The 13,217-nt window shown below is 68.0% G+C and carries 10 protein-coding genes and 1 tRNA gene; 7 read left to right on the top strand and 4 right to left on the bottom strand.

The annotated features are described in order from the left end of the window. Positions 1–9: 9 nt before the first annotated feature. The 3 genes from DB31_RS08095 (at position 10) to DB31_RS08085 (ending at position 1,971) form a co-directional block, all read left to right on the top strand. Positions 10–1,380, top strand: coding sequence for an RsmB/NOP family class I SAM-dependent RNA methyltransferase (locus DB31_RS08095; RefSeq protein WP_420806674.1), 1,371 nt, complete (start codon positions 10–12; stop codon positions 1,378–1,380). Positions 1,381–1,440: 60 nt separating this feature from the next. Beyond that, a complete protein-coding gene (locus DB31_RS08090; protein ID WP_240486586.1) occupies positions 1,441–1,842 on the top strand; it encodes a hypothetical protein in 402 nt (133 codons plus the stop codon). A gap of 56 nt (positions 1,843–1,898) precedes the next feature. Further along, positions 1,899–1,971 (top strand) — tRNA-Ala (locus DB31_RS08085). 142 nt (positions 1,972–2,113) lie between these two features. On the opposite strand, the gene DB31_RS08080 is transcribed toward DB31_RS08085, so the two are convergent. Beyond that, positions 2,114–3,034 carry a class I fructose-bisphosphate aldolase gene (locus DB31_RS08080; protein ID WP_044184851.1) on the bottom strand — a complete coding sequence of 307 codons (921 nt, stop codon included), beginning with the start codon at positions 3,032–3,034 and terminating at the stop codon, positions 2,114–2,116. A gap of 259 nt (positions 3,035–3,293) precedes the next feature. On the opposite strand from DB31_RS08080, the gene DB31_RS08075 reads away from it, so the two are divergent. Both DB31_RS08075 and DB31_RS08070 read left to right on the top strand, forming a co-directional pair. Beyond that, positions 3,294–4,913, top strand: a complete 1,620-nt coding sequence (locus tag DB31_RS08075) for a TolC family protein (RefSeq protein ID WP_044184848.1) — start codon at positions 3,294–3,296, stop codon at positions 4,911–4,913. A gap of 59 nt (positions 4,914–4,972) precedes the next feature. After that, positions 4,973–5,614, top strand: coding sequence for an MlaC/ttg2D family ABC transporter substrate-binding protein (locus tag DB31_RS08070; protein WP_044184846.1), 642 nt, complete (start codon positions 4,973–4,975; stop codon positions 5,612–5,614). Positions 5,615–5,703: 89 nt separating this feature from the next. On the opposite strand, the gene DB31_RS08065 is transcribed toward DB31_RS08070, so the two are convergent. From DB31_RS08065 to DB31_RS08055, 3 genes are read right to left on the bottom strand one after another with little or no spacing between them, the layout of a single operon-like run. Continuing rightward, positions 5,704–6,705 carry an NAD-dependent epimerase/dehydratase family protein gene (locus DB31_RS08065; protein ID WP_044184843.1) on the bottom strand — a complete coding sequence of 334 codons (1,002 nt, stop codon included), beginning with the start codon at positions 6,703–6,705 and terminating at the stop codon, positions 5,704–5,706. A 17-nt stretch (positions 6,706–6,722) separates the two neighbouring features. Further along, a complete protein-coding gene (locus DB31_RS08060; protein ID WP_044184840.1) occupies positions 6,723–7,901 on the bottom strand; it encodes a GNAT family N-acetyltransferase in 1,179 nt (392 codons plus the stop codon). Positions 7,902–7,907: 6 nt separating this feature from the next. Next, the gene (locus DB31_RS08055; protein WP_044184837.1) at positions 7,908–9,467 is read right to left on the bottom strand and encodes an aminotransferase class I/II-fold pyridoxal phosphate-dependent enzyme; all 1,560 of its coding nucleotides are present in this window, start codon (positions 9,465–9,467) and stop codon (positions 7,908–7,910) included. A 361-nt stretch (positions 9,468–9,828) separates the two neighbouring features. On the opposite strand from DB31_RS08055, the gene DB31_RS08050 reads away from it, so the two are divergent. Further along, positions 9,829–12,258: an efflux RND transporter permease subunit gene (locus DB31_RS08050; RefSeq protein WP_169787034.1), complete on the top strand. Its 2,430-nt coding sequence runs from the start codon at positions 9,829–9,831 to the stop codon at positions 12,256–12,258. Beyond that, on the top strand, positions 12,255–13,208 hold the full coding sequence (locus DB31_RS08045; RefSeq protein ID WP_044184831.1) for a phosphatase PAP2 family protein: 954 nt from the start codon (positions 12,255–12,257) through the stop codon (positions 13,206–13,208). Before DB31_RS08050 ends, DB31_RS08045 begins: the two co-directional genes overlap by 4 nt. Positions 13,209–13,217: the final 9 nt, after the last annotated feature.

The raw sequence follows: 13,217 nt of genomic DNA, 5'->3' as shown, positions 1-13,217 counted from the left end.
CGTCCCCCCGTGAACACGCTCTGGCCTACCCCTCATCCCTCTGAAAAACTGGGCCGTCCCTCGCGGCGCGCGGCCACGGCCGCCATTGAGGCCCACATCGCCGTGCTGCGGGGGGAACCGCTCAAGGCCTCGCTCGCCACAGCCCTGCGAGAGGCAGGCGGGCTGGGGGGCCAGGAGCGGCGCTTCACGGCCTTCGCGGCGAGGGAACTCTCCCGGCACCAGCGGCTGTTGGACCTGGCGGCGCGGCTGCTCGGCCACCCTCCCAGCAAGGTGGGGCTCACCGAAGATCAAGCCCTGGTCCGTTACGCACTTTGGCGGCGCCTCTTTTGCGGAGAGAAGTGGGCCCGGATTGGCCCCGAGGTGAAGCTGCCCGGGCCCGTGCGGCCTCGGACGATCAAGGATGATCTGCTCGCCCAGGTGGTGGAGGGGCCACTGCCAGAGCCGCCGATGTCCGAGTCGGCCACCGATCGCCTGGCGACGCGCTACTCGTTCCCCTCCTGGTTGGTGGAGCGGCTGGCGGGGCTCCACCCCGAGACTGTGCTGGAAGCGCTCCTCGCCGCGCTGGACGAGGAGCCTCCCCTGTACTTCCGCGTCCGCCCCACGGGCACACGAGCGGAGGTGCTCACCCTCCTTCAAGAGGAGGGAGTGGCCGCCGAGCCGGTGGACCTTGCCCCGGACGCGGTGCGGATCGCCGACGCGAGCCACCGCGTCTTCGAGACGAAGGTGATGAAGTCGGGCCGCCTCCAGGTGCAGGACGTGGGCAGCCAGCTCATCGCCGAAGTGTGCCGCCCGCCAGGGGGGACACTGGAGGGCCTCACGGTGGTGGATGTCTGCGCCGGAGCTGGGGGCAAGACGCTGGCGCTGGCGGATGGGGTAGGAACTTCGGGGCGGGTGCTGGCAGGAGATCGCTCGCGCCGGCGGCTGGCCCAGGCCCGCGAGCGGGTGAGGGACTTGTCGGTGCGCAACGTGTCCTTCCCCCACCCCCTGCCCCTGGGAGGGGCGGACGTGCTGCTGGTGGACGCCCCCTGTAGCGGGACGGGCTCCCTGGCGCGAGAGCCGGATCAGAAGTGGAAGCTCACCCCCAAGGCGATCACCGACTTCCAAGCGACCCAGCTGGCGCTTCTAGAAGAGGTAGGGCGGGAGGCCCGGCCTGGGGCGATCCTCGTCTACGCCACTTGCTCCCTGCTGCCCGAGGAGAATGACGAGGTGGTGCACGGCTTCCTGGAGAAGCAGCCGGGCTTCGCGCTGGAGCCGGTGGCACCGGTGGTGGGGCCGGAGCGGGCGGCGGCGCTCTGCGACGGGCCCTTCCTTCGGCCCATTCCCCCCAAAGTCCCAGGCGGGGGCTTCTTCGCGGCGCGGCTGCGCAAGCTCCAGGGTTGACAGTCCCCGATGCGCCACGCTACGGACTCCCTCGTCAGCTCTTCCTAGGGGTCGCCCGTCTTGGCAGATGCAAAGCCGACGCAGTCCGAGGTGATGAAGCAGATTCAGCAGGCGTTCCAGGCGGCGCAGGCGCAACTGGCGCAGCTCCGGGAGCAGGTGCGGCACACCGAGGAACTGGCCCGGCTGAACTCGCAGGGCAACTACCTGCAGATGGAGAAGGAAAAGGCGTTTCGGGCGCTGGGCGAGGCGGTGTTCCGAATGGTGCAGAAGGGCAAGCTGGAGCTTCCTGCCGCGCTCGCACCCTCGGTGAAGGCGGTGGAAGCAGCCGAGCAGAAGGCAGCGGCGCACGCCTCGCAGATCACCGACATCCTCCAGGAAGGGGAGGCCCTGGCGGCGCGGTTGAAGGGAAAAAACGACGGAAAGGCGCAAACAGCGCTGGCGTCCAAACCGAAGAAGAAGTAGAAGAGCGCCGCTTTCGACGGTTGCCGCTCCCCAGAGCGGCGCCAGCAGCATGTTTCGGGGCTATAGCTCAGCTGGGAGAGCGCTTGAATGGCATTCAAGAGGTCACCGGTTCGATCCCGGTTAGCTCCACTCAGAAGCCCTCCGAGGAGAAATCCTCGGGGGGCTTCCGCTTTTGCGGGCCCTGATTCGCGTGGGCCTCGCTGAAGCGGAAACGGCCGGGCCCCTGGAGAGGAGCACCGGCCGTTCGGCTGCAGGGTCGCTCGGGGAGGGACTACTTCCCGGCGAAGACGTTCATCACGTCCTTGAGCAGTTTGACCGACTCGGCGTGCGGACGCTGGAAGGCGTTGCGGCCCATGATGGAGCCGAAGCCGCCACCCTGGTGGATCTGCCGGATCTCCTCCAGCAAGGCCGGCGTCTCCTTGGACTCGCCGCCCGAGAAGATGACGATGCGCTTGCCGTTGAACGCCGAGCGCACCACCTCTTTCACGCGGTCCGCCATCGTCTTGGTGGCGATGCCGGCCTTCTCGAAGGCCTTCTTGGCCTCGGGCTGCTCGATGAAGTCCTGCGGCGGCTTCACCTTGATGATGTGGGCGCCCAACTGCGCGCTGATCTGCGCCGCATACGCAATCACGTCGATGCCCGTCTCACCCTCCTTGGACATGTTGCCGCGGGCGTAGGCCCAGAGCACGGTGGGCAGGCCGTAGGACTTGGCCTCGGCGATGATGTCGCGCAGATCCTCGTACTGCTCGTTGCGAGCGCCCGAGCCCGGGTAGATGGTGTAGCCCACGGCCACGCAGCCCAGCCGCACCGCGTCCTTCACGGAGGACGTCACCGCGGACATGGGGTTGGCCACCTTGGCCAGCGTGTCCGAGTTGTTCACCTTGAGGATGAGGGGAATCTCCCCCATGTACTTGCCGGCCACGGCCTCGAGGAAGCCGAGCGGCGCCGCGTACGCGTTGCACCCCGAATCGATGGCGAGCTGGATGTGGTAGTCCGGATCGTACCCGGCCGGGTTGGGGCCGAAGGAGCGCGCCGGGCCGTGCTCGAAGCCCTGATCCACCGGGAGGATGACCATCTTGCCCGTGCCCGCCAGCGTGCCGGTGTTCAGCAGGCGCGCCAGGTTGGTGAGGGTGCCAGGGCTATCGGACGGGTACCACGACAGGATCTGCTTCACTCGATCGGTGTAGGCCATAAGGCTCCTGAGTCTTGGGGCCACGGCCGGGGGGCCGGGCGCGTCGAAGGGCGGCGCGGATTGTGCTTCCCGCTCCACAGAGCGCAAGGAGTTCCCGCGAAAAAATGTCAGCACCCGCACGCAGTGGGGCCCCCAACGTTCATCAGTCCCGGGACAACCCCCAGCAAACGTTAAAGAAGCGGTGACGGAGCCCCCTTGAAGGGAGATGCTGCGCCGCCGCGGTCTGGGCCGACAGGGCGGGCCGCGAATGAGGCCATCGGTGAAACGGACAGGACTCGGACGACTCGTGGGAATCGGGCTGGCGCTCTCGGCAGGGAGCGCGGCGGCGCAGGGCGTGCCCGGCACAGCACCCGCCGCTCCCATCTCGGGAGGGCAGGGCACCTCGACCCCCTCTCAAGCCGGGCAGGGCACGGCATCCCCCATAACAGGCGCTCCCGCGACGCTCCCGGGACAGCCCACGGTGGGAGAGGGCGCGCAGAGCGCCACGCCCCAAGCCCAGGATCAGGCCGCCCAGGACGCGACGCGCTCCACCGAGCAGCAGGCTCCAGGCACGGCCGAGGGGGCCGCCAAGAGCGGGCCGCTCACGCTCGAGGAGCTCGTGGCGCGTGCGCGCCGCTCGGATGCGCGCGTCGAGGAGGCCGAGGCGGAGCTTCACCGGCTGCAAGCGCTCCAGAGGCAAGCCCACTGGGCGTGGTTCCCCAAGTTCGAAACGGTGGTGGGCTTTGGCGGCCCGGTGCCCGAGGCGCGCAATGACGGGCTCGGCGGTCCTCCCACGACGGAGGCCACGCTGGAGGGCGACTGGAACTTCGGCACGCTGGGCGTCACGGTGCGCGCGGAGGTCAACGCACTGCTGCCCATCTACACGTTCGGCAAGCTCACGGCGCTGGAGAAGGCGGGAGACCAGGGCCCCATCATCGGCGCGGCGCTGCGGGAGCGGGCCCGCGCCGAGGCGGGTTTCCAGGCTGCTCAGGCGTTCTATGGGTACCAGCTCGCGAACGCGGGAATCGTGCAGCTCGAGGAGACAGCGAAGCGACTGGAGGATGCCGGCAAGCGCATCCAGGAGCTGCTGGACGAGGAGTCCCAGCAGGTCTCCAAGATCGACACGTACAAGCTGAACTTCTTCCGGCAGGTGCTGGAGTCCCGCCGCGCCGAGGCCCAGCAAGGACGGATCCTGGCACTGGAGGCCATCCGTTTGTTGTCGGGTGCCAAGCCTGGAGAGCCCGTGCAGGTCGTCAGCGTGGATCTGCCGCTGGAGGAGGACGAGTTCTCGCCGCCCACATTGGAGAAGGCCCTGGCGCTGGCCGAGCAGCGCCGGCCCGAGCTGACGGCCATCCAGGCGGGCATCGCGGCGCGCGAGCAGGAGGTCCTCATCCGCGAGCGTGCGTACTACCCGGACCTGGGGATCGTGGGCTTCGCGAAGTTCGCGTACACCTCCAACGCCACCCCGCAGCGCACACCCTTCGCCTACGATCCTTATAACGATCGCTCCGCAGGCATCGGCATCGCGGCGCGCGGCACCTTCGACATCCCGATGAAGAACGCGCAGCTCGACCAATCCCGCGCGGAGCTGGACAAGCTGAAGGCCCAGCAGCGGCTGCTCCAGTCCGCCATCCGCCTGGAGGTGACCCAGACGCATGGCGCGCTGACGGCGGCGCTGGCCAAGGCCCGCGCCATGACGGACGCGGAGAAGAACGCCCGCCGCTGGGCCACCGCCGCCTATGCCGCCTTCGATCTCGGCACGGGAGACACCCGCGAGCTGGTGGACGCCTTCACAGCGCTTGCTCAGGCCTCAGCCGACAAGGGCAAGAGCTGGCATGACGCCCGTGTGGGAATAGCGGCGCTCAACCGGGTGACCGGCATGGCGCCTGCAGGACAGTGAATAACGGACTGGCTCCTCCTGTCGTCACTTCCGACCATCATCCCGGAGACTCAAAAACGATGCTTGCACCTTTGATCGCCGCAACGCTGCTCGCTGCCGCTCCCACCACTCCGCTCGAGGTCGTCAAGGCCGGCAACGCGGACGTCCAGAAGGCCGCCGGCGCGCCTGGGGCCACGGTGGATCAGCTCGCCTCTGTCGTGGAGAAGTTCGTCGACTTCGAGGAACTCGCGAAGCGGGCACTCGGCAAGACGTGGGACACGCTCAAGCCCGAGCAGCGCAAGGACTTCACCGAGACCATGAAGGGGCTGCTGCGCGCCTCGTACGCTCAGAAGGCCATCGGCCAAGCCAACGCGGACGTGAAGTACGGCAAGGAGACCATCAAGGGCGACGAGGCTGTCGTCAACACGACCCTTGCAGTGAAGAAGGACCAGATCCCCGTCGACTACAAGCTCTACAAGGGGGCGGGGAAGGGCGCGACCTGGCGCATCTACGATGTCGTCACCGATGAGGTGTCCCTCGTGGAGACGTACGCAGGCCAGTTCCGCAAGCTGCTGGCCGACAAGGGCTTCGACGGCCTGCTCTCCACGCTGAAGACCAAGCGGGCTCAGCTGGAGAAGTCCGCTGCCACCACCAAGGCTGCGGATGTGCCCCCGGCTGCGGCGACGGGCACCGCCGATCCGAAGGCTCCGACCGGGAAGTAGGCCGGCCCAAAAGTCTAACTGGTTAGACTTGGGCGTTACTGCCAACCCTCAGGTCTGACCAGTCAGACCTGGGTATGGGTGGGGCGCAGTTAGCGCCCCGAAGCCCGAGCCTCGGAGCCCAAAGCACTTACGAGTCCCTGGGCCAGCGGGATGGCGGGCGTGAAGCCCAGCTCTTTCGCGGCCCGCTCCATCGAGCAGGTCCACGCGGGACAGGCCATCTCCCGGACCTTGTCCCGGTTGAGAATCGGAATGGTGCCCCTCACGCGCGCCGCCAGCTCCGAGCCCAGTCCCACCACATAGCTGACCGTCTCGGGCACCGACACCACCGTGGGCTTCGCACGGCCCATGGCCTGCGCGAGCGCCTGGCAGAAGTCCTCCCACCGGTGCTCCGTGCCATCCGACACCATGTACACGCCCGCCGTCGCGTCACCCGCGCGCATCGTCTGGCCCCGCTCGGTCGCCGCCAGCAGCGCGGTGCACAGGTCATCCACGTGGATGAGCGAGTAGAGCTTGGGGCCAAAGCCGCTCTTGAGCATCACGCCCAGCCGCGCCATCGGCAGCATGGATGGCAGGAACTCCTGATCTCCCGGCCCGTACACGATCGGCGGCCGCACGATCACCGAGGGCACGCGGTCCGCAAACTCCCGCACCGCCTGCTCTCCGCCCAGCTTGCTCCGGCCGTAGAGGGAGACAGGCGCTGGCGTCTCCTCCTCGCGCCGGGGACGTCCCGGCACCGAGGGCCCCGCCGCCGCCAGCGACGAGCAGTACACGAGCCGAGGCGGGGTAGGGAGCTCCGCCATGGCCTTCACCAGCCGCCGGGTGCCCTCGGCGTTGCCCTGGAAGTAGCCCGCCTCGTCCCGGGACTTGGTGACACCGGCCAGGTGCAGCACACAGTCCACATCCTTCACGGCCTCGGTGAGCCCCTCGCCCGTGAGCAGATCGCCCATCGCGAAGCGCACACCGAGCGACTCCAGCGCCCCCCGCTTCGAGGTGCGCCGCACGAGCGCCGTCAGGGTGTCACCCCGCTCGACGATGCGCTTGGCCAGCCGCTGGCCGATGAACCCGGTGCTTCCCGTCAGGAGGATCTTCACGTTGTCTCCGCTGCTGCTTAGAGCGCGCGCTCGTAGACGCGGTGGGTCTTCGAGCGCTTGCCGCCCATGGACTCGATCGCCCGGTTCACCAGGTGGTTGTCCTCGAGCGTCCAGGAGATCTCCCCGCCCTCGTAGCCTAGTTGGTGCGCAGTGCGCAGGGTGTCCAGGTACAGGATGGCGTCCAGGCCCCGGCGCCGGTAGCCCTCCTTGATGCCGAGCGTGATGAGCCGCAGCCGACGGATCTTCCGCGCCGCCAGCAGCATCTTCACCAGCCCGATGGGCAGGCCGAACGTGGTCAGCCGCCCCTTGGCCTCCTTCAGGGCCTCGTTGGCGTCCGGGATCGTCATGGAGAAGGCCACTGGCTCGCCCTTCACCTCGGCGATCAGCAGCAGCTCCGACCGGACGATCTGCTTCATGTCCCGCGCCAGGTGATCGAACTCGCGGTCCGTCATCGGGACGAAGCCCCAGTTCTTCTCCCAGGCCGCGTTGTAGATGGTCTTGATGAGGCGCACCTCGGCCTCGAAGTTCTTCAGGTCCACCGAGCGGACGGTGACGCCCTCGCGCTGGCGGATCTTCTCCGCGATGCGCGCCACCTTCTCCGGCGGCTGGACCGAGGACGACAGCTCGAAGGACCACAGATCCTTGGCCTTCGTGAAGCCGTTCGCCTCGATCAGCGCGCCGTAGTACGGCGGGTTGTACGTCGTCATGATCGCCGGCGTCCGATCGAACCCGTCCACCAGGAGCCCCACCTCGTGGTTGGTGGAGAAGTTCATCGGCCCGAGGATCTTCACGAAGCCCTGAGCGCGCAGCCACTGAGACGCCGCGTCGAACAGGGCCCGAGCCACGCCCGCGTCGTTGATGCACTCGAACAGGCCGAAGAAGCCCTCGTTGGTGCCGTGGAACTCGTTGTAGTGGGGATCCCTCACCGCGGCGATGCGGCCCACCACCTGGCCACCCCGGAGCGCCAGGAACAGCTCCACCTCACCGAACTCGAAGAACGGGTTCTTCTTCCGGTCGAGGAAGTCGTTTCGCTCCATCTCCAAGGGCGGCACCCAGTTCGGGTCCCCCTGGTAGATCGGATAGACCATGCGGATGAACGCGGTCTTGTCCGCGCTGGTCCGCACGGGCTTCACCGTCACATCCGAGGGAACTGGGGGCAGGGTGGTGGCGCTGGACGACTCGGCGGGGAGGGCCATGGGCGCCTAGTTCCTTTCCGCCTGGGTGGTGGTGGTGGTGCCGTCCTGGCCGTTGCGCATGAAGAAGTGAGCGCCCTTCTCCAGCAGCAGGCCGGGCAGCTCGCCGCGCTTCTCCCACAGGCGCTTGGAGGCACCGCCCAGCTTGCGCAGGTCCGCCGGCTGCAGGTTCGCCGCGCGCCAGGTGAGGTGCTCCACCGCGTCGAAGATCTTCCCAGCCACCTCGCGCGAGGACATGCGCGACAGCTGCTCGAGCGTCAGCCCGCCCTTGTCCGCCAGCTGGCCAACAGAGCCCGCCGCCCACTTCTCGGAGGCCTTGTTAGAGCGCACGCCCGTGCCCGGCCGAGCGATCTTCACCGGCTCGTACACCGTGGGCCGCGTCTCGGGAATCACTTCCATGCGCCGGCCGATCTTCTCGAAGGTGTCCAGCACGCGATCCAGCTGCGCATCCGTGTGCGTGGCCATGAAGCTGGTGCGGATGAGCGCGTGGCCCGCCTCGACGGCCGGGGGGATGACGGGGTTGGCGAACACGCCCGCCTCGTGCAGCGCCTTCCAGAAGCGGAAGCACTTCACCTGATCGCCGATGTGCACCGGCACCACCGGCGTCACCGACACGCCCGTGTCGAAGCCCATGGCGCGGAAGCCGTTGTGCATCTTCTCCGCGATGTCCAGCAGGCGCGCGCGCCGCTGCGGCTCCGCCTCGATGATCTCCAGCGACTTGAGCACCGCCGCAATGGAAGCCGGCGTCATGGACGCCGAGAAGATCACCGAGCGCGCCTTGTGGCGCATGTAGTTGATGACCTCGAAGGGCCCCGCCAGCACGCCGCCCAGCGATGCGAAGCTCTTGGAGAACGTGCCCATCGTCAGGTCCGTCTCCGCCTCCAGGCCGAAGTACTCCGGCACGCCGCGGCCCGTCTCGCCCAGCACGCCCATGGAGTGCGCGTCATCCGTCATCACCCGGGCGTTGTACTGCTTCGCCAGCTCGGCGATCCGGGGCAGGTTGCAGATGTCGCCCTCCATGGAGAACACGCCGTCGGTGACGATGATCTTCCCCGCGTCCGGATCCGCCGCCGACAGCAGCTGCTCCAGGTGCTCCATGTCGTTGTGGCGGAACTTGCGCTCGGTGGCGAAGCCCAGGCGAATGCCGTCCACCAGCGAGGCGTGGTTCTGCCGATCGGTGAAGACAATGTCATGGCGGCCCAGGATGGAGGACAGCGCCAGGTTCGTCTGGAAACCCGTGGAAATGACCAGGGCCGACTCGCGGTTGAGGAACTTGGCCAGCTTCGCCTCCAGTTCCTCATGCAGCGCCAGCGTGCCGTTGAGCAGGCGCGAGCCCGAGCACGTGGTGCCGAACTTCTCTACCGCCTTGATCGCCGCCTCCTTCACGCGCGGATCGGCCGACAGACCCAGGTAATTGTTGGAGCCCACCATGATGACGCGGCGGCCTTCGATCTCGACCTCCGTGGCGCCGTGGGACGCTTCGATGGAACGGAAGTACGGGTAAAGGCCGGTGGCCTTCGCGATGCGGTAATCCTTCCAGTTACTGCACTTGTCGAAGACGTCGCTCATGATGGTCTTTCTGTCTGCGTCGGGGGATCCTGGAGCGGGCTCGGCGCACGCAGATGTCAGATGTGTACCGGCCTGACACACTCTGATGCAGCGTGCGACCTCCTTCGGGGCGACGCGGGGCCGTGAATAAAGAGGGAAACCAGCACTGTCAAGGTGCAGACTTCCGGCGCTATGGCAGCGATGTCAGGGTAATTTACAACCCCCTGGAAGTCCTCCGCCTTGGGCGGTGTTGCTGAAGCCCTGTAAATGGATCGGCCGGAATTTTGCTCTTGTCCGGCGGACAAGGTGGTGCCGGGTGCCGAATTTGCGTCAACGGTGGTTTGAGCGGTTCCTCCATACAGCCGTGGCGCGTCCTCTCTGGATGGTGGGGCTCTTCGCCGCGCTGGGACTGGGTGGGGCGCTGCTGGCCTCGCGGCTGGAGTTCCGCGGCTCGTTCGTGGAGCTGCTGCCCGAGGGCGCGCGCGAAGTGCAGGATCTGACGCGGGTGTCACAGAAGGCAGGTGGGGACGGGTACCTGGTGCTGCGGGCCCAGGGGGCTGCTCCAGACACGCTGCGGGCCTACGCGAAGGAGCTGCAAGGGCGACTGGAGAAGCTGCCCCAGGTCCGCTACGTGGAGCACCACTTTGACGTGGGCTTCTTCCTGCGCAACGGACTGCTGCTCATGCCAGCCGAGCGCCTGCGAGCGTTGCACGACGAGCTCGAGGCCCGGGTGACGTATGAGCGGAGGCAGCTCAATCCGTTCTACGTGGAGCTGGAGAATCAGGAGGCGCCGCCTACCTTTGAGGAGCTCCAGCGCAAGTACCTGCCTGAGTCGCCCATCCAGGAGGAGCTGGCGTCGGCGGATGGCCGAGAGGTGTACCTCTTCCTCAAGCCGGCCGGGACGGCGGCGGACCTGGGCTTTGCGCGCCAGTTCGTGGACGAGGCCAAGGCCGTCGCGGCGGAGGTGGCCCAGGGCTACCCGGGCGTGACGGTGGATGCCACAGGCAACTTCCAGAGCCGCATCGAAGAGGACTCGGTGATGCGGCGGGACCTGGCCAACGCGGGCATTCTGTCCGCGCTGCTGGCGGTAGGCATCATCCTGCTGGCCACGCGGCGCGTGTCGGCGCTGGCGGTGGTGGGAGTGCCGGTGATGGTGAGCGTGGTGCTGACGTTCGCCTTCGCGCAGCTGGTCATCGGGCACCTGAACGTGGTGACGGGCTTCCTGGTGGCCATCCTGATCGGACTGGGCATCGAGTACGGCGTCCACCTGGGCATGCGCTACTGGGAGGAGCGGCAGCACCTGGATTCGCGCGAGGCGCTCAGCGCGGCGGTGCGAGGCACGTTCTCGGGCGCGCTCACGTCGGCCTTTACCAACGCGGCGGCCTTCCTGGTGCTGCTCCTGGCGCAGTTCCACGCCTTCCAACAGTTTGGCCTGCTGGCGGGCATGGGAGTGATGTTGGCGGTGCTCGCCGCGTACGGGCTGGGGCCGTCGCTGCTGTCCATCGCCGAGCGGATCCGTCCCTTCCGTGCCCCCTCAGCGGCCGCCAAGGCCCCGGCGGGGGAGCGCGCTCCCGTGCGTGCGGGGAAGCGCTGGCCTACGTCCGTGGTGGCGGGCCTGGCGCTGGTGGTGGTGGCCTTCGCGGGCTTCTCGGCGTTCGTGGCACCTCGGCTCGGCTTCGAGACGGACATGCGCAAGCTGAAGGGCGACTCGCCCTCTTCGCGCCTGGACGATCACATCACCGAGCAGCTCGGCAACCCGCTCAACCCGGCCATTTTGCTCGTGGACGATCTGGAGCAGGCCCGGAAGGTGCGGCAGGTGATCGCTGAGGTGCACAGCCGGCACAGCACGCACTCGGTGTTCCTGCGCTCCGCCTCGCTGGCCGATCTGATCCCCGAGGATGTGGAGCACCGCCAGGCGGAGATCGCCCGCCTGCGAGAGCTGGTGTCCCAGATGCCCGAGTCCGTCCGGGAAGACCCTCGCGTGAAGGACTTCCAGGCCATGTTGGGGGCCACCCCGTACGGCATCGAGCAACTGCCGGTGGAGGCCCGCCGCCGCTTCGAGGCGCTGGATGGCAAGGGGATGTTCCTGCTGCTGTTCCCCTCGGTGTCCAACTACGACACGCGGGATCTCCAGCGCTGGGCGTCACAGCTCGACGAGGTGGTCTATGAAGCGCACGTGCGGGGGATCGATCTGTCGGTGCTGGACAGCAACCGCATCGCCTCGCGCATCTTCGCGATGGTGCGCGGGGACGGGCCGTTCATCCTGGGGGCGGCGGCGCTGGTGGTGTTCCTGGCCATCTTCGCCAGCCTGCGCAGCCTGAAGAAGGCGATGCTCGTCGCGGGGCCGCTGTTCCTCGGCATGGTGTGCCTGGCCGGGGGCATGTACCTGTTCGACGTGCAGCTCAACTTCATCAACGCGGTGGTGCTGCCCAACCTGCTGGCGATCGCGGTGGACAACTCCGTGCATCTTTTCCACCGCTATGAGGAAGAGGGCCCGGGCTCGCTGGGCCATGTGGTCCGGCACACGGGGTTCGCCGCCGTGGCGGCCACGCTGTCCAACGCCGCGGGCTACGGCGCTTTGCTGGTGGCCAGCCACCAGGGATTGCGCTCCATCGGACAGATTGCGCTCCTCGGAGTCGTGTGCACCTTCCTGGGAACAACGGTGTTCTTTCCGGCGCTGCTGGCGCTGCTGGAGCGCTGGAAGTTCCGGCATGGGGAGAGGGCAGGGGAGGCTGCGGTGGTCCAGAGCCTGAACATCCGCACGGAGGGCGACCAGCCAGCCGCTCCGTCTGAAGAGCGGAAGTCCGCATGAGCCCCTGGTCCCACCAGAGCGCGAGGTTGCTTGCTCGCCGTAGGAAGGTGCGCTTCAAGCCGGTCGACTGCGTTCTGATTGCCGCCTGCTCGGTCGCCGCACTGGCGCTCGTGGGTCCGTGCCGCTGGGCACCGGGAGCGCTGCGCTCCGCCGGGGGCTTCGCCGCGTTCGCGCTGGGGCTGGTGGTGCTCCGCATGCTGCAGTCCTGGTGGCCTCGGGTCCGGCCGCTGCGCTGGGTGGCGGACTTCTGGCTGCTCCCGGTGGCGGGGCTGGGCCATGAGCTGCTCAACCCGCTCGTGGATGCGATCAACCCCGTGCTTCGGGATGCGCAGCTCGCCACCCTGGAAGAGCGGTTGTTCGGCGTTCAGGTCTCGGTGGTGCTCTCGAGCGCGGTGCCGCCGTGGCTCCAGGACGTGCTGATGGTCTGCTACTACGGCCACTTCGCCTGGGCCATGGTGCTGGGCGTCACGCTGTACCTCCATCGAAAGGCCGCGGCGTTCGATGAGTTCCTGCTGGCGATGGGCCTCTTCTTCACCGTGGGCTACGCGGCCTACATCGCCGTGCCTGCCATCGGGCCGCGCCTCTTCCTCGCGAGCGCCTTCCCGGGACCGCTCCAGGGGGTGGTCGTGACGTCGGTACTGGACTCGCTGATGCGCACCCCCGTGTTCATCCGGGACTGCTTCCCGTCGGGCCACACCGGGGTGACGCTGCTGGTCCTCTTCTACGCGCTCCGGTTCTCGCGGCGGGTCTTCTGGACGATGCTCCTGCCCGGAATCGGCCTCATCGTGGCGACGGTGGCCGGGCGCTTCCACTACGCCGTGGACCTGGTGGCGGTGCTGCCCGTGGTGCTGCTGGTCGCGGCGGCCGCCCGAGCCCTGTCCCCAGCGAAAGGCAGCCGGAGCTACTCGTCCGAGCGTTCCCTGCCCATGGGCGCTATCGTGCGCCGCTAGCGCGCCGGC

It is taken from the genome of Hyalangium minutum, from assembly GCF_000737315.1.
GTDB lineage: Bacteria > Myxococcota > Myxococcia > Myxococcales > Myxococcaceae > Hyalangium > Hyalangium minutum.
This window is presented reverse-complemented; position numbering and strand designations above follow the sequence as displayed.

Excerpts from the sequence above, each read along its gene's own strand:
- DB31_RS08080 (WP_044184851.1), bottom strand. The coding sequence starts at position 3,034 with ATGGCCTACACCGATCGAGTGAAGCAGATCCTGTCGTGGTACCCGTCC.
- DB31_RS08070 (WP_044184846.1), top strand. The coding sequence starts at position 4,973 with ATGCTTGCACCTTTGATCGCCGCAACGCTGCTCGCTGCCGCTCCCACC.
- DB31_RS08060 (WP_044184840.1), bottom strand. The coding sequence starts at position 7,901 with ATGGCCCTCCCCGCCGAGTCGTCCAGCGCCACCACCCTGCCCCCAGTT.
- DB31_RS08055 (WP_044184837.1), bottom strand. The coding sequence starts at position 9,467 with ATGAGCGACGTCTTCGACAAGTGCAGTAACTGGAAGGATTACCGCATC.
- DB31_RS08050 (WP_169787034.1), top strand. The coding sequence starts at position 9,829 with ATGGTGGGGCTCTTCGCCGCGCTGGGACTGGGTGGGGCGCTGCTGGCC.
- DB31_RS08045 (WP_044184831.1), top strand. The coding sequence starts at position 12,255 with ATGAGCCCCTGGTCCCACCAGAGCGCGAGGTTGCTTGCTCGCCGTAGG.